The sequence below is a fragment of the Neolewinella litorea genome (genome assembly GCF_004803465.1).
In the GTDB taxonomy this organism is placed as follows: Bacteria; Bacteroidota; Bacteroidia; order Chitinophagales; family Saprospiraceae; genus Neolewinella; species Neolewinella litorea.
This window is the reverse complement of sequence record NZ_SRSF01000003.1, coordinates 389,101-405,747: the sequence shown is the minus strand read 5'-3', so window position 1 is coordinate 405,747 and position 16,647 is coordinate 389,101. Positions and strand designations below refer to the sequence as shown.

At 61.2% G+C, this 16,647-nt stretch carries 11 protein-coding genes; 7 read left to right on the top strand and 4 right to left on the bottom strand.

Annotated features, from left to right (window positions below; all coding sequences use genetic code 11):
* The 4 genes from E4021_RS10135 (at nucleotide 1) to E4021_RS10120 (ending at nucleotide 7,257) form a co-directional block, all read left to right on the top strand.
* Nucleotides 1–480: an OsmC family protein gene (locus E4021_RS10135; RefSeq protein ID WP_246050270.1), complete on the top strand. Its 480-nt coding sequence runs from the start codon at nucleotides 1–3 to the stop codon at nucleotides 478–480.
* 193 nt (nucleotides 481–673) lie between these two features.
* A complete protein-coding gene (locus E4021_RS10130; RefSeq protein WP_136459001.1) occupies nucleotides 674–3,121 on the top strand; it encodes a helix-turn-helix domain-containing protein in 2,448 nt (815 codons plus the stop codon).
* Between the two features lie 385 nt (nucleotides 3,122–3,506).
* Entirely contained in the window at nucleotides 3,507–6,779 is a 3,273-nt protein-coding gene (ileS, locus tag E4021_RS10125) for an isoleucine--tRNA ligase (RefSeq protein WP_136458999.1), read from the top strand.
* Nucleotide 6,780: 1 nt separating this feature from the next.
* On the top strand, nucleotides 6,781–7,257 hold the full coding sequence (locus E4021_RS10120) for a flavodoxin family protein (RefSeq protein WP_136458997.1): 477 nt from the start codon (nucleotides 6,781–6,783) through the stop codon (nucleotides 7,255–7,257).
* Nucleotides 7,258–7,302: 45 nt separating this feature from the next.
* On the opposite strand, the gene E4021_RS10115 is transcribed toward E4021_RS10120, so the two are convergent.
* Both E4021_RS10115 and E4021_RS10110 read right to left on the bottom strand, forming a co-directional pair.
* Nucleotides 7,303–7,683: a DUF779 domain-containing protein gene (locus E4021_RS10115; protein ID WP_136458995.1), complete on the bottom strand. Its 381-nt coding sequence runs from the start codon at nucleotides 7,681–7,683 to the stop codon at nucleotides 7,303–7,305.
* Nucleotides 7,684–7,764: 81 nt separating this feature from the next.
* Nucleotides 7,765–9,288 carry an aldehyde dehydrogenase family protein gene (locus tag E4021_RS10110; RefSeq protein ID WP_136458993.1) on the bottom strand — a complete coding sequence of 508 codons (1,524 nt, stop codon included), beginning with the start codon at nucleotides 9,286–9,288 and terminating at the stop codon, nucleotides 7,765–7,767.
* A 237-nt stretch (nucleotides 9,289–9,525) separates the two neighbouring features.
* Here E4021_RS10110 and E4021_RS10105 point away from each other — a divergent pair, with 237 nt between their 5' ends.
* Nucleotides 9,526–10,458: an AraC family transcriptional regulator gene (locus E4021_RS10105; protein WP_136458991.1), complete on the top strand. Its 933-nt coding sequence runs from the start codon at nucleotides 9,526–9,528 to the stop codon at nucleotides 10,456–10,458.
* Here E4021_RS10105 and E4021_RS10100 read toward each other — a convergent pair.
* The gene (locus tag E4021_RS10100; RefSeq protein WP_136458989.1) at nucleotides 10,430–10,939 is read right to left on the bottom strand and encodes a DUF6155 family protein; all 510 of its coding nucleotides are present in this window, start codon (nucleotides 10,937–10,939) and stop codon (nucleotides 10,430–10,432) included. The genes E4021_RS10105 and E4021_RS10100 overlap by 29 nt on opposite strands.
* A 110-nt stretch (nucleotides 10,940–11,049) precedes the next feature.
* Between E4021_RS10100 and E4021_RS10095 the strand changes: the two genes are divergently transcribed.
* Together E4021_RS10095 and E4021_RS10090 are read left to right on the top strand one after the other, a co-directional pair.
* Nucleotides 11,050–11,580 carry a YdeI/OmpD-associated family protein gene (locus E4021_RS10095; RefSeq protein WP_136458987.1) on the top strand — a complete coding sequence of 177 codons (531 nt, stop codon included), beginning with the start codon at nucleotides 11,050–11,052 and terminating at the stop codon, nucleotides 11,578–11,580.
* Between the two features lie 83 nt (nucleotides 11,581–11,663).
* Entirely contained in the window at nucleotides 11,664–14,816 is a 3,153-nt protein-coding gene (locus E4021_RS10090) for a VPS10 domain-containing protein (protein ID WP_136458985.1), read from the top strand.
* Nucleotides 14,817–14,822: 6 nt separating this feature from the next.
* On the opposite strand, the gene E4021_RS10085 is transcribed toward E4021_RS10090, so the two are convergent.
* On the bottom strand, nucleotides 14,823–16,598 hold the full coding sequence (locus E4021_RS10085) for a DUF885 domain-containing protein (RefSeq protein ID WP_136458983.1): 1,776 nt from the start codon (nucleotides 16,596–16,598) through the stop codon (nucleotides 14,823–14,825).
* Nucleotides 16,599–16,647: the final 49 nt, after the last annotated feature.

The window sequence follows — 16,647 nt, the reverse complement described above, 5'->3', positions numbered from 1 at the left end:
GTGAGTAAACTGCACCGCTATTCGATCAACACCCGCTGGACCGGCAACCGCGGCAGCGGCACGCTGGACTACCGCGCCTACTCCCGCGACCACCTGATCCTGGCCCCGGGGAAAGCTACCGAGATCCAGGGGTCCAGCGACCCCAACTTTCGGGGCGACAAGCGGCGCTACAACCCCGAGGAGATGTTCGTATCCAGTCTTTCTTCCTGCCATATGCTGTGGTACCTCCACTTGGCCTCGGTGAACGGCGTGGTGGTGCTCGACTACGAAGACCGCGCCGAGGGTACCATGCTGGAGACGGACGAAGGGCCGGGGCGATTCACCCAGGTGACCCTGCGCCCGCGCGTGCGCATCGCGGATTCCGCCAAGATCGACCTGGCCAACCGACTGCACCAGGAAGTAGGCGCAAAGTGCTACATCGCCAACTCGGTTCGCGTGCCCCTCACCTACGAGCCTGAAACGACGGCGTCGGACCATTAAATTCGGAAGGGTGGCCATGCAGGCGCGCCCTAATATCGTAAATTGCGGGTTCCAGCGCAAAATACAAGTAGCTGATTTACAGCATCTTGCAACTAGTTATCCGTCTATAAACGTATATATTCGAGTATATACGTTTATAGACGCTGCACCTGCGCTCCGCCGCCCTTACTTGCGGGCCAAACCTACCTCAACCATGTCTACCAATCCGGAGCTGGAACTCGCCCACCAGTACGTCAGCCAAACCGACCGCCACATTTTCCTCACCGGCAAGGCCGGAACGGGAAAGACCACTTTCCTGCACGGCATACGCGATTCGGTGCCGAAGCGCAAGGTCGTGGTAGCCCCTACGGGCGTAGCGGCCATCAACGCCCGGGGCGTCACGATCCACAGCCAGTTTCAGTTGCCTTTCGGGGTGCTCACGCCGGCCCGCATCGAGGCCGAAATGCGAACCCACCGCCTGAACCGCAAAAAAGCTGATGTGCTGCGGAGCCTGGACCTGCTGGTGATCGATGAGATCAGTATGGTGCGGGCGGACGTGCTGGATGCCCTGAGCGCGGTACTGCGGAAGTACCGGGCCGACTCCCGCCCCTTCGGTGGTGTGCAGTTGCTTATGATCGGCGACCTGCACCAACTGCCCCCCGTAGTGCGCGACGAGGAATGGAACCAGATGCGAACTGACTACGAAACGCCCTACTTTTTCGGCAGCGTCGAACTGCGTCGGGCGGGGGTGGTCACCATCCAGTTGAAGCACATATACCGGCAGTCGGACGCCGTCTTCATCGAACTGTTGAACCGGGTACGCCACGACCGCCTCGACCAGGAGACCCTGGCGCAACTGAATTCCCGCTACCGGGGCCCCGACTTCGCCCCCGCTTCCGGCGACGATTACATCACGCTAACGTCGCACAACCGTACGGCCAACGCCATCAACGATCGCCAGCTGGGCACCCTGCCCTGGCCCCTCCACACCTTTGAAGCGGAAGTATCGGGCAACTTCCCGGCTTCGATGTATCCCAACGACCCCACCCTGCATTTTCGGGTGGGTGCCCAGGTGATGTTCAACAAGAACGACACCGTCGAACACCGCTACTTCAACGGCAAGATCGGCCGCATCACCGCCATCGAGGGTGATCGCATTACCGTGCAGTGTCCGGACGACGAGGAGGCGATCACCGTATTGCCGGTGGATTGGGAAAACCGCAAGTACGAGCTCAACACCAAAACCAAGGAGGTAAACGACGAGGTGATCGGCACCTACACGCAGCACCCCCTGCGGCTGGCCTGGGCCATCACCATCCACAAGAGCCAGGGACTCACCTTCGAGCGCGTGATCATCGACGCGGCGGACGCCTTCGCCCACGGACAGGTCTATGTGGCACTGAGTCGGTGCAAAACCTTCGAGGGAATCGTGTTGCGCAGCCGGATCGGCGACCACAGCGTGAAGACCGACCGCGTGGTGAAGGATTACTCCACCAGGGCCGAAGAGCAGGCCCCCACCGAAGCGGATTTACGGGAAGACCGGCGCCGTTACCAACTGAATTGCCTGCGCGAGCTCTTCGACTTCACGGGCATGGACCAGCGGCTGGCCCAACTGGAGCGGGGGCTCTTCGAGCACGAGCGGTCCATCCAGGGGGAAGGGCTGACACAACTGCGCGCCCTGCGTACCCAACTGGAAAGGGAAGTGGCCCAGTTGTGCCGCACCTTCAGTGCCCAGCTGGAGAACTACGCACAGGCGGAGGAACTACCCGCAGACAATGAGGAGCTCGCCAAACGCCTCCGCAAGGCAGGCGAATACCTGCTTCCGCACCTGGAATCCGTCTACGCCGAACTAGGCCAGCTTTCCTTCATGTCCGACAACCAGAAGGTGTACGATGCCATTTCCGACCGGCTTAAAGAGGCCGGTCTCGAGCTCTCCGTCAAGCTGCGTGCCTTCGGGGTAGCGCGGGATGGATTCCGGGCGGAAAGCTACCTACGCGCCAAGGCGGATGCCACCCTCGACTTCGAGAAGCAGCAAAAGACCCGGCGGCCGGCGGCACCGGCGATCACCGAGACGGCGCACCCGGATCTGTACAGCCAACTAGCCGCGTGGCGGTCCGCTACTGCCCAGTCCGCTGACCTGCCCCCCTACAGGGTACTGCACAATACCGTGCTGCTCGGGATCAGTAATTTCCTGCCGGCCGACAAGCGTGCCTTGCTGGCCGTTCCCGGCTTCGGACCGCTGTCGCTGGAATCCTACGGCGACGAAATCCTGGAGATCGTGGAAAGGTACGTTAGCCAGTTGCCGGAAGGGGCGGACCGCGGTGCGGCTCCGCTTCCGGCAGGGCCGAAAGAACACACGCGGGACACGACCCTGCGGCTGTTCCGGGAAGGAAAATCGGTCACGGAAATTGCGGCCGTCCGCAAGTTGTCGGAAGGCACCATCTACGGCCACCTGGCCTACTGGATCGAGGAGGGAGAGCTGCCTGCGGCGGCCGTCGTGTCGGAAGACCGTCTGGAGCAGCTGGTGACCTACCTGGCGGGGGCTCCGGAGGATCAACCCATGCGGGAGGTGTACGATCACTTTGAGCAGGCCTTCGACTACGGAGAGATCCGGATTGCCCGGGCGGCCCGCGACGCCGGGAAGGTGGCGGGGCCGGGATAGATTGGTTCGGGCCAAAAAAAAGAGGCAACAAGTTGCCTCCCAATAACCCCAAAAAACCAAATGAAAACTAATTCTCTGGAAAGACAGCAGGATAATCTACCGCCTTTCACTACCGTTAAGGTAAAATAAATTTAATCACTACCAAGGAAACGGACAAGTTTTTTTCCACCTATCTCACAATAATCTGCATCCCCTGGCGGGGGCAACCGGGGCCGGTGTCAATTCGTTACCTTTGCAACCATGTTTGTACGCAGCATTATCGGTGGTATACTGATCGACGGCCCCGGCTGTCCGTAGGAATACCGTCGTCACTGACGTACCAAAAGCTCCGACGGACCGCCACCATCGGAGCTTTTCTATTTTTGCCCCGCAATCTTCCCTCCCTATGTACCAGGAGTATAAAAATCTCGACCTGCCCGCCATCGACAAAGCCATCCTAGCCTTCTGGGAGGAACACGATATTTTCCGGCGCAGTATCGAGGAGCGACCCACCGACAACACCTTCGTCTTCTACGAAGGCCCGCCCAGCGCCAACGGGCAGCCGGGTATCCACCACGTGATGGCCCGCACCATCAAGGACGTCTTCTGCCGGTATCAGACCCTGCAGGGCAAGCGCGTGGAGCGGAAGGGGGGCTGGGATACCCACGGTCTACCGATCGAACTGAAGGTGGAATCGGAACTCGGCATCACCAAGGATCACATCGGCACCAAGATCAGCGTCGACGACTACAACCAGGCCTGCCGGGAAACGGTCATGCGCTATAAGGACCGCTGGGATGACATCACCCGCAGGATGGGCTACTGGGTGGACCTCGACAACCCCTACATCACCTACGAGCGGGAATACATGGAGTCGGTGTGGTGGCTCCTCAAGCAGATCTACGACAAGGGGCTCATCTACAAAGGCTACACCATCCAGCCCTACAGCCCCGCCGCGGGCACCGGACTGAGCTCCCACGAGCTCAATATGCCGGGAGCCTACCAGGACGTTACGGACACCACCGTGGTGGCCATGTTCAAGGTCGTAGCCGGCAGCGGCAAGGAAGTGGTAAGCTCTGACGCCCCCCTCTACCTCATCGCCTGGACGACCACCCCCTGGACGCTGCCCAGCAATACCGCCCTGGCCGTGGGTCCCGACATCGATTATGTCCGGGTCAGAACCGTAAACCCGTACACCCGGGAGCCCATCGAGGTCGTACTGGCCGAAGCCCTGGTCGACGAGTGGTTCGGCGGAAACAACCAACCGACCGTAGAAGAAAAGAGCGCGCCCTTCAAGGGGCACGAACTGGTTGGTCTGCGGTACGAGCAGCTGCTGCCCGGGGCCGTGCCCACCGACGGCGACGCCTTCCGCGTCATCCCCGGTGATTTCGTAACCACCGAAGCGGGTACGGGCATCGTGCATACGGCCCCCAGCTTCGGCGCCGACGATATGCAGGTGGGCAAGGCCAACGGCATCGGCTCGCTTACGCTGGTAGATAAGACGGGCAAGTTCACGGAGGATGCGGGCCCCTTCGCCGGTCGTTACGTGAAAAACTACAAGGACGAGGAGGATTACGTGGACGTGAACGTCGACATTGCCGTTCACCTCAAGAAGCGCGGTCTGGCCTTCAACGTAGCCAAGTACAACCACAGCTACCCACATTGCTGGCGCACTGACAAGCCCGTCCTTTATTACCCCCTCGACAGCTGGTTCATCAAGGCCAGCGCCGTGAAGGAACGGATGCAGGAACTGAACCGGACCATCAACTGGCAACCCGCCAGTACCGGGGAAGGCCGGTTTGGCAAGTGGCTAGAAAACCTGCAGGACTGGAACCTGAGCCGCAGCCGCTATTGGGGCATCCCCCTGCCCATCTGGCGCAGCGAGGACGGCGCGGAAGAGGTATTTATCGGCTCCATTTCCGAACTGGAGGAGCAGGTGGCCCTGGCCAACCGCGAACTCGGTCTCGACCAGGAAGTACCGCAGGACCTCCACCGCCCCTACATCGACGAAGTAGTGCTGTGGAAAAACGGCAAGGAACTGCGGCGCGAACTCGACCTGATCGACGTGTGGTTCGATTCTGGCAGCATGCCCTACGCACAGTTTCACTACCCCTTTGAGAACGAGGAGGTGTTCAAGCGGTCCTTCCCCGCCGACTTCATCGCCGAGGGGGTGGACCAGACCCGCGGGTGGTTCTATACGCTGCACGCCATCGCCACCATGGTCTTCGATTCGGTGGCGTTCAAGAACGTGGTCTCGAATGGTCTGGTGCTGGACAAGGAGGGCAAGAAGATGTCCAAACGCCTCGGCAACGCCGTCGACCCCTTCCTCACCATCGATACTTACGGGGCCGACGCCACCCGTTGGTATATGATCAGCAACAGTGCCCCCTGGGACAACCTGAAATTTGACCTGGAAGGCATCCGGGAAGTCCAGCGTCGGTTCTTCGGCACCCTCTTCAACACCTACGGCTTCTTTGCCCTCTACGCCAACATCGACGGCTACGACCCCGCCGCGGATGCACCCGTTGATCGTGCGGAACTGGCCGAGATCGACCGCTGGGTACTCAGCCGCCTGAACAGCCTGACGCGGGAGGTCAACGGCCACCTGGCCGCCTACGACGCCACGCCCGCCTGTCGGGCCATCGAGGGATTCGTCAACGACGAACTGAGCAACTGGTACGTCCGCCAAAGCCGCCGGCGGTTCTGGCGCGGCGAAATGACCGCCGACAAGCGCGCCGCCTACCAGACGCTCTACACCTGCCTCAAGCAGATCGCCCAGCTGATGTCGCCCGTAGCGCCCTTTTTCTCCGACTGGCTCTACCGCAACCTCCAGGCCGGCTCCGATGCCGCCACCAATGGTTCCCGCCCGGAGGGGTCAGTGCACCTCACCACCCTCGAACCGGCCGACACCTCGGTCATCGATGAGGACCTGGAGCGCCGCATGGCCTACGCGCAACGAATCTCCTCACTGGTACTTAGCCTGCGCAAGCGGGAGAAACTGCGCGTCCGGCAGCCCCTGCAGAAGATTCTTATTCCTGCCCTCGACGAAGAGTTCCGACGGCGGGTGCAGGAGGTGGCCCACATCATCCAGGCCGAAACCAACATCAAGGAGATGGAATTCCTCACCGACGATGGCTTCCTGAAGAAGACCATCAAACCCAACTTCAAGGTACTTGGCAAACGACTCGGTAAGCAGATGAAGGCCGCCGCCGCCGCCATCGGTGCCCTTTCGGCCGACCAGATCAGTGAGTTGGAAAACCACGGTAGCTACCCGCTTAATCTCAATGGCGAAACGGTGAGCATTTCTACCGACGAGGTAGACATCATCACGGAAGACATTCCAGGCTGGAAAGTGGCCACCGATGGCGAACTGACCGTGGCCCTCGACGTCAACGTTACCCCGGAGCTGGCCCGCGAAGGACTGGCCCGTGAGCTGGTGAGCCGCATCCAGAACCTCCGCAAGGATTCCGGACTGGAGGTTACCGACCGCATCGACATCCGCCTGAGCGGACCGGAGGCCGTCCGGGAGGCCGTCGAAGCCCACCGCGATTACATTACCGAAGAAACCCTGGCCGACACCCTCCACTTGGTGGACACGGTCGATGCCGGCGACATGGACCTGCCCGGCGACCATACCGCCCGGGTGGCAATTAACGCCGTAGCCTCTGCTCACCGCTGATATGTCAAAAACCCTCATCATTCTCGGGAGCGCCCGGGGCGACGGCAACACCGCCGTAGCTGCCCGCGCCCTGAAAGAAGAAATCGGCGGAAAGATCATCGACCTGCTCGACCACCGCGTGGCCCCCTTCGATTACGGCAACGACTACCCCGTTAACGACGAATTCATCTCCCTGATCAAAAGGGTGGTGATCTACGACCGGCTCATTCTGGCTAGCCCCGTCTACTGGTACAGCATGAGTGGCCCCATGAAGCAATTCCTGGACCGCTTCACCGACCTGCTTACCTACCACCGCGACCTCGGCACCCGGCTGCGGGGCAAGGAACTGGGGGTGCTTTCCTGCTCCGGTGAAGCCCAGGTCAACGGCGGCTTCTACGAACCCTTTCGGCTGACGGCCGATTACCTCGGTATGCCCTACGCTCCGCAGCGCCACGCCTGGGTGCGCGGCTCGCGCGTAGAAATGCTGGAGGTCCGGTAATTGCTGGCGGCATACTGGCTGATCGCCTCATGTTTTGCCAGAGGATTATTCTGACCCAGCGGAAGTGGTAGACTTCGGGTCTTCTCCGTGGTTGTCGGCCTCCGACATTAAACGTGAGTCGATCACGAACCGTAATCCCAGGGGTATCTCCGCCGAGAAGCTGGCACCCCGGCCTTCGGTCACGTCGAGGGTCAGGTGCGTGTGCTTCCAATACTCGTACTGGAACCTGGACATGTAGAAGGGACAGCCGTGGACCTCCCCCAGCAGTATGTCGTTGTCGTCGATAAACAGCTCGCCTTCCGGAAAGCACATCGGGGATGAGCCGTCGCAGCAACCTCCACTCTGGTGGAACATGAGGGGGCCGTGCTTTTCGCGGAGGGTGTCGATGACTTCCCGCGCCTTGTCGGTGATATCTACTTGGGGCATGGTGGTCTTGCTTTTAAAAAATTGGCCGGCGCGGTACGGATACCGGCCGGCCAGAATCGGATGGTTGCGGCAAATCGGGGCCTAGAAGAATCCGACCGCCGACTTACTGTAGTTGATCAGCATGTTCTTGGTCTGCCGGTAGTGGTCGAGCATCATCTTGTGGTTCTCACGGCCGATTCCCGATTTCTTGTAGCCGCCGAAGGGCGCGTGGGCCGGATAGTCGTGGTAGCAGTTAACCCAAACGCGGCCGGCCTTGATCTTGCGGGCGACCGTGTAGGCCTCGTGCATGTCTCGGGTCCAGAGCCCGGCTCCGAGTCCGTATAGGGTGTCGTTGGCGATCTCGATGGCCTCGGCTTCGTCCTTAAAGGTGGTGACGCACAGTACGGGGCCGAAGATTTCTTCCTGGAATACCCGCATCTTGTTGTTGCCCTTCAGCACGGTGGGCTGTATGTAGAAACCGCCGGACAGGCTGTCGACGTGGGCGGGTTTGCCGCCGGTCAGCACCTCACAACCCTCTTCCTTGCCGATCTTGATGTACTTCAGGATCTTCTCGTACTGGTCGTTGCTGGCTTGAGCGCCCATCATGGTGTTGGGGTCGAGGGGGTGGCCCATCTTGATGGCTTCCACGCGCTCGATGAAGCGTTCCATGAATTTATCGTAAATCTCCTCGTGAACGAGCAACCGGCTGGGGCAGGTACAGACTTCACCCTGGTTGAGGGCAAACATGGCCGCGCCCTCAAGGCATTTGTCGAAGAATTCATCGTCGGCGTCCATGACGCTTTTCATGAAAACGTTAGGGCTCTTGCCGCCCAGTTCCAGGGTTACAGGGATGATGTTCTTGCTCGCATACTGCATGATGAGCTGTCCGGTAGTGGTTTCCCCGGTAAAGGCCACCTTGCAGATATCGGGGTGACTGGCCAGCGGCTTGCCGGCTTCCACGCCGAATCCGTTCACCACGTTGAGTACGCCGGGGGGCAGCACGCCCTCGATCATTTCCATCAGCACCAGGATGCCTACGGGGGTCTGCTCGGCGGGCTTCAGCACGATGCAGTTGCCGGCGGCCAGCGCGGGGGCAATCTTCCAGGTAGCCATCAGGATGGGGAAGTTCCAGGGGATAATCTGGCCCACCACGCCCAGGGGCTCCCAGACGTTCATGGACACGGTGTCGCTGTTCAGTTCGGCCACCCCACCCTCTTCGGCGCGGATCACGCCGGCGAAGTAGCGGAAATGATCAATGGCCAGCGGCAGGTCGGCGGCGCGGGTTTCGCGGATCGCTTTGCCGTTGTCCCAGGTTTCCGCGCGGGCCAGGTCCTCGAGGTTCTCCTCCATGATGTTGGCGATTTTCAACAGCAGGTTGCTGCGCTCGGTCGCCGAGGTATTATTCCAGTGGTCGGCGGCTTTCCAGGCGGCGGCTACGGCCTTGTCGATGTCCTCCTTGGTGGAACGCGGAATGCGGGTGAAGGTCTGACCGTCCACCGGCGATACGTTGTCGAAGTATTCCCCGTTCGTAGGGGCTACCCATTCACCGCCGATGTAGTTTTCGTACTGGTCCTTGAATTTCGGGCGGGTAAGGGTGTCGGAGGCGTGTGTTGCGGTAGTGCTCATGATCGAGGGTAGGTTAAAGATTGGTAAAATGGCGGCGGCGCGCGGGTGCCGGGCAAGGGCGGGGGCGGCAGGGCTGCCTTGGTTGTTCCAAAGTAGTGTTGACCGGTTGCCGAAACTTGCACAATCCTGCAATACCCTTACAGAATGCTACTATTCTTTCACCACCGGCCACGAATGCCTAATATAATAAGGCCACAACCATTTATCCAATATTGATATTCCGTATGTTTATCTGCCATGTTGTATACCGACCACCTTCGCTCCTCTTCCCTGCAGACCCTGGTGGAGAACCGTACCACCTACACCATGGATGCCCTGGAGCTGAACCTCTTCGAAACCCACGAAGTAGCTTCGGCTGTCGAGTTGCGTTTCGACCAGCCGGTGCTGGCCAGTATGATCCGCGGACGCAAGATCATGCACCTGCGCGACCAGCCGGGCTTTGCCTTCCTGCCCGGGGAGTCGGTACTGCTGCCCGCTGAAGAGCGGATGGTGATCGACTTTCCCGACGCCACCGACCGGCAACCCACCAAGTGCCTGGCCCTGGCCATCGATGAAACGGAAGTAGCACACGTGCTGCAACTCATGAACGAGCGACGCCCCCGCGCCGACGGCTCGGAGTGGTCGGCCACCGATTACAATTTTCACTTCAGCCAGCAGCCGGCCATTACCCAATTGCTCCAGCGACTGGTGTTTCTCTGTGCAGAGGACCACCCCTCCAAGGACCTTTTCGTGCAGATGCACCTCCGGGAACTCCTCATCCGCATCCTGCAGTCCGAATCCAAACACCGTCACCTGCGTCCGGAGGGATTTCGGCCCCCCCACGCCTCCACTACCGGTCCGCTCGGCGAGGTCATAACCTACGTCCGCAACCACCTCGACGACAAACTGACGGTAGCGCACCTGAGTCGCCTGGCGTGCATGAGCGAATCGGCATTCTACCGGGCCTTCCGTAATGAGCTGGACTGCTCACCCGTGGAATTCATCAACAACGAGCGCCTGCAACTCGCCGCAAGCTTGCTGCAGGACCCCACCCGCAGCATCCGGGACGTGGCGCTGCGGTGCGGCTTCAACAGCGTCCCGTACTTCACCCGGCTTTTCGGCGAGCAATTCGGCCGCAGTCCAGGCGCCTACCAAGCAGAACTCAGGCTTGCCAGTACCGGTGGTAGGTAGGGTAAAAACTGTAGCGACGATCGCGCCGTTGCTGCTCAAACATTTCCGTGAGCAGGCGGGCTCCCCCGGCGAAGTAGTCCAGGAGCACCTCGCGGTCGGCCAGTTCACAGGCTTCCTCGAAGGCCTTGACGGTACTGTCGTGGTAGGCTTCGCTGTCGATCCGCTGGGCGCCGATGTACTCCGCCATCAGTTCGGCGCGGTAGAAGTACAACTCCACCAGGTCTTTGGGATGGATGGACACCTCCGAAAATTTCTTGATGATCTTGCGCGACACGGACCGGCCGCGCTTGCCCCGCCCGCGGGAGGGAAAGAAGGATTTACGTAACTCCTTCTTGTACTTGTCGACGACTTTTTTCGGGTCGGTAAGCTCCATCTGGTAGTACTCCCGCAGTACCGGGAACCGCCCGTAAAGGCGCTCAAGCTCCTCGCGCAGTTCCTCCTCGTTGAGGTGATCCAGGTATTTGTTGAAGTCTCTTTTCATACCAAAACGCTGGCTTTCCCCGGCGAAGGTAACATCTGGTCCGCCGTTCAGTGATCGGACCACTTAGTCGTCCGACCACTAAATCGCGGACCGGCAACTATCTTCCCACCATGCCAACCCTCACCCTCCCCCTCACCACCGCCGACGACGGGACGGACTACGGAGCCGTGTACTTTAATATCCTGAAGATCCCCGCCGAGGCCGTAACCGATATCCGCAACCGCCCCCACAATGCCAACCGCGTGGTGTGCCGGATCAACGGGGGCGGGGTGATCTACCGCGGACTGATGTCCGACGGGCACGGCGGTTACATCCTGCTGATCAGCAAGGAGGTACGCAAGCAGTTTCAACTCGAAGAGGGAGAGCTCGTGACGATCGAGCTGTCGCCGGACAACAGCGACTACGGCACGCCCCTGCCGCCGGAAGCCGCTGAACTTTGGGAAATCGACCCCGAGGCGCGCGAAGTATTTCACACCCTTACGCCCGGCAAGCAGCGTGGCCTTCTCCTGTTGATCGACAAGCTGAAGCGCCCCGAATCCCGCGCCAAGAAAGCCGTGCAGATCCACGAGTACCTGAAAGCCACCGGAGGCCACCTCGATTACCGGGAACTCAATGCCTGGTTCAAGGCGGAAAACCGGTAACCTCATTTCCCGGCATTACGGGAAATCTTCGGCACCCGCGCGCCGCCGCCCCGGGTGGGGTATATTGGTTCCAAATTACAAGTATGAATAAGCTCGTCTCGCTGATCACCTGCCTGATCCTACCCCTGTTCACCAGCCAACTGGCGTCGCAGGGCGCCGCCGATACTACCCGCAGCGATCGCTATGAAAGCCTGACCTTCCGCAACATCGGTCCCTTTCGGGGCGGAAGGAGCAATGCCGTCACCGGCGTACCCGGCCACCCCCTGCGCTACTACTTCGGCGGGGTGGGCGGCGGCATCTACCGCACCGACGACGGCGGGATGAGCTGGCGAAACATCTCCGACGGGCAACTCAACACCGGATCCATCGGTGCCCTCACCGTGGCGCCCAACGACCCGAACGTCATATATGCAGGCACCGGCGAGCACGCCGTGCGGGGCGTCATGACCTCGGCCGGCGACGGCGTCTACCGCTCCACCGACGCCGGAGCCACCTGGCAGCACATCGGCCTGGAGAACAGTCGCCACATCTCCGAAATCTTGGTCCACCCTCGCAATCCCGACCACGTCTACGTAGCGGTTCAGGGCGCGGTACACGGCGACAGCGAAGACCGCGGCATCTACCGCAGTACCGACGGCGGGCAGCGGTGGGAACGGGTATTCTACGTTGACGCCACGACCGGTGCCGCCGACCTGAGCATGGACCCCAGCAACCCGCGCATCCTCTACGCCGGTATGTGGGACCACCGCCGTTACCCCTGGACCGTCCGCAGCGGCGGGCCGGGCAGTGGACTCTTCAAGTCCACCGACGGCGGCACCACCTGGCAGCGCCTCACCGAAGGCCTGCCGGACACCCTCGGCAAGGTGGCCGTCTCGGTGAGTCCCGCCAATCCCGACCGCGTCTACGCCAATCTGGAAGCCGAGGGCGATAAGGGAGGCGTGTACCGCAGCGACGACGGCGGCAAGAACTGGAAGCAGACCAGCAGCGACCGCGTCACCGTAGCCCGGGCCTGGTACTACATCGAGATTTTCGCCGCCCCCGCCGACGCCAATGAGGTATACGTCCTCAACGCCCCGGTACTCCGGTCGATCGACGGCGGTGCCTCCTTCTCGACCATCCCCGTGGGGCACGGCGACCAGCATGACCTGTGGATCAACCCGGAAAACCCCGACAACATGATCCTCGGCAACGACGGGGGTGCCACCGTAACCTTCAACGGCGGCAAAAGCTGGAGCACCCAGAATAACCAGGCCACCGCCCAGTTCTACCGCGTCATCACCGACCGGCAAGTACCCTACCGCATTTACGGCGGACAGCAGGACAACTCCGCCGTCGACATCGCCAGTCGCAGTCGGGGCGGAAGCATCGACGAAGCCGACTGGCACCCCACGGCCGGCGGCGAGAGCGCCTTCCTGGCTTTCGACCCCGAGAACCCCCGCTACGTCATGGGCGGCAGTTACCAGGGCAACATCTCCGTCTACGACAACAAGACCGGCACCGAGGTGGACGTCATGGCCTACCCCGTGGCCGGCCTGGCCACGCCCCCCGGTGAAATGCAGTACCGCTTCAACTGGAACGCTCCCATTGTGGCCCAACCGCAGGATCCGAGCGTCTTTTACCACGCCGGCAACCACGTGCTGAAGTCAACCGACCTTGGCCGTAGCTGGACCGAGATCAGTCCGGACCTCACCCGTAACGACACCAGCAAGCTGGTGGACGGCGGCGGCCCCTTCACGAACGAAGGCGCGGGCGGCGAGATCTACGGCACCATCAGCTACCTGGTGGCCAGCCCCCACCGCGCCGGGGAACTGTGGGTTGGCACCGACGACGGTCGGGTGTGGCTTACGCGCAACGAGGGCGCCAACTGGCAGGAAATCACCCCGCCGAACCTCGGGGAAAAACTCGTCAATGCCATCGAAGTATCGCCGCACGACCCCGCCACGGCCTACCTGGCGGTTACCAACTACAAATTTGACGACTTCACCCCTGAAGCCTACAAGACCACCGACTACGGTGCCAACTGGCGGCGAATCGACCGCGGGTTCGGGGCGGAGGAGTTCGTGCGGGTGATCCGCGAAGACCCCAAACGGCCTAACTTGCTGTACGCCGGTACGGAGCGCGGACTATACTTGTCCTTCGACGGCGGCGCCAGCTGGGAGAAACCCCGTTTCAACCTGCCGGACGCGCCCATCCTTGACCTGACCACCCAGGACAACGACCTCATCGTGGCTACCTCCGGCCGCGCGTTCTGGATTTTGGACGACCTCAGTGCCCTGCAGGAAACCAGCGGCACCCTACCCGCCGATCTGGCCATCGTACAGCCCAAACCCACCTATCGCTACAATTTCTCCACGCCTTCGGAGGCACCGGACGATGCCGGGCAAAACCCGGCCAATGGCATCATTTTCGATTACTACCTGCCGGAAGTTACCGACAGTACCCGACTGACCCTTGACGTGCTCAACGACGCCGGCGAGGTGATCCGCAGTTACGGTAACCAACCGGAAAAAGCCAAAAACTGGCCCGGCGGGCCGCCCCCCGCCACCGCCCTGCCCGCTAAAGCCGGCCTGAACCGCTTCAACTGGGACCTGCGCCGCGCCACCCTGCCCGCCGTGGATGGCATCTTCGTGCTCGGCGACTACCGCGGCAGCCTTGCGGGCCCGGGTACCTATACCCTGCGCCTCGCTTCGGGTAGTGACACCGTCAGCACCACCGCCCAACTTCTGCCCGACCCCAATATCGAGGCTACCCCCGCTCAGTACGCGGCCCAGCAAAAACTGCTGACGGCCACCGAGGATGCCGTACGCGACATCCACCGGTCGGTCAACCGGATGCGGCGGGTACGCGAGCAGGTCAAGGGACTCAACGAACGCTTGCGGGAGGTTTCGGGTGCCGAGGACCTGGTGACCAAGGGCGAGGACATCGTACGCCGCATCACCGATTGGGAAAACAACCTCATCCAACCGGATCAGAAGACCTTCCAGGACGTCATCAACTTCCCCAACCGGCTCAACGCCGAGCTCATGAACCTGAAAAGCCGGGTGGACGGAGCAGTACCCATAGTAACCGAAGGGGCCGAGCGACGCCTGGAGCAACTCACGGCCGACTGGCAGCGCTACCGGCAGGTACTCGACCGTATCATAGCCGAAGACGTAGCCGACTTCAACGCTACCTATCGGGAACTCAATCTGCCCGCACTCATCGTACCGGACGCCGGGGAAACCACGAAGCGATAACCGCAATTAAGCCGCGGCGATCCACTCGTCGACTTTCCGTTCCAGCACGTTCAAGGGCAGGCAGCCGCCTTCGAGCATCAGGTCGTGGAAGGCTTTGATCTCGAAATCGTTGCCCAGGGCTTCCTCGGCGCGAGCACGGAGTTCCAGTATCTTCAGCTGCCCCACCTTGTAACTAAGGGCCTGGCCGGGGATCGCCATGTAGCGTTCGATCTCCGCCACGATGCTCGCCTCGCTTTCGGCCTCGTTCTCCAGGCTGTACTGGATGGCGCGTTCCCGGCTCCACCCCTTGCTGTGGATGCCGGTATCGACGACCAGGCGGATGGCGCGGTGCATTTCGGCGCTCAGCATGCCGAAGTACTGGTAGGGATCTTCGTACAGTCCCAGTTCTTTACCCAGGCTTTCGGAGTACAGGGCCCAGCCCTCTCCGTAGGCACTGTACCAGAGGTTGCGCCGGAAATCCGGCAGGTCCTCGTTCTCCAGGGTCAGGCTGACCTGGTAATGGTGCCCCGGGATGGCCTCGTGGAGGAACAGGTCTTCGTCGCTGAAGACGTTGTACTGCTCCACGTCGGGGATCGGCACGTAAAAGATACCGGGCCGACTGCCGTCCTTGCTGCCCGGATTGTACTCCGCCGAGGCACTCGCTTCCCGGAAAGCCTCGGTGCGGCGCACCTCGAATTCCGTCTTTGGCACCTTATTGAAGAGCCGGCTGAGCTGGGGCTTCATTCGATCGTAGATCGCGTTGAAATTGTCAATTACCTGCTGGGGATCATCAAAGGGCATAAGCTCCGGCTTGGTGCGTACGTGGTCGAAGAACGCCTGCAGGTCACCCTCGAAACCAACCTGCTGCTTCACCTTTTCCATTTCCTGGCGCAGTCGGGCTACCTCGCGCAGCCCGATCTCGTGGATCTCGTCGGCCGACATATCCGTGGTGGTGTACAGCTTGATGAGGTAGTTGTAGTAGGCCTTGCCGTTCGGGATTTCGTCAATACCGCTCGTTTCCCGGGTCAGGGGCAGATATTCTTCCCGGACGTACTGCGTCAGGTCAGCGAAAAGCGGAATGATGCGCTGGCCCACCATGCCTCTAAAGGCCCCCTGCAGTCGTTCGCGCGCTTCGGTGGAAAAACTGTCGGGTATCATTTTGGCGGGGCTGTAGAACAAGTGATCTTCCAGCGGTTCGGCGGACAGTGTTTCGAGTTGCGGCAGCAGTTTCAGGGCCAGGGCCCGCGGTAGCAGATAACCCCGTGCGGCACCGCGCTCCAGGTTGATCCGGGCGGTATCCATCATTACCGCAAAGTCTTCCACCCGCGCCAGCCAGTTGTCGTAGTCTTCCACGCTGGTGAAGGGCTGGGCACTTTGGCCGCTCGCAAGTTGCCCGATGGTCAGGTGCGGACCGCTGAACTGGTCCAGCGGCAACAACTCGGTGGCGAAATCGGCGCCCTGCAATGCCATATTGAGCTCCCACTCCAGCACGTCGTAGCTTACCTGGGCGGTGGGGTCCAGGTTTTTGCGGTTGATGGTCCGGAGTCGGGCCAAATAATCCTGGTAGAAGCCGCGGGCTTCCGACCGGTACTGCTGCGAAAGCGTATTGGGCAGGCGATCGTTGTAGCGATCGTCGCCGAGGTAGGTGGCCTCCAGGGGGTTGAGTTGCAGGCGCGCTTCCTGGTAACTTTCCAGCAGGTCATTAAACTGGGCCTGCGTGGTCTCGTCGGCCGCGGGGACCGGCGCATCTTCCGTGCAGGCAAGCAAGAGTAGCAAAAACAAAAGGGGCAAAAACTGTTTCATGGCGATCCGTTAGGGCGCGCAATATAGGGGCGTGGCCGCAGGTGCCGGG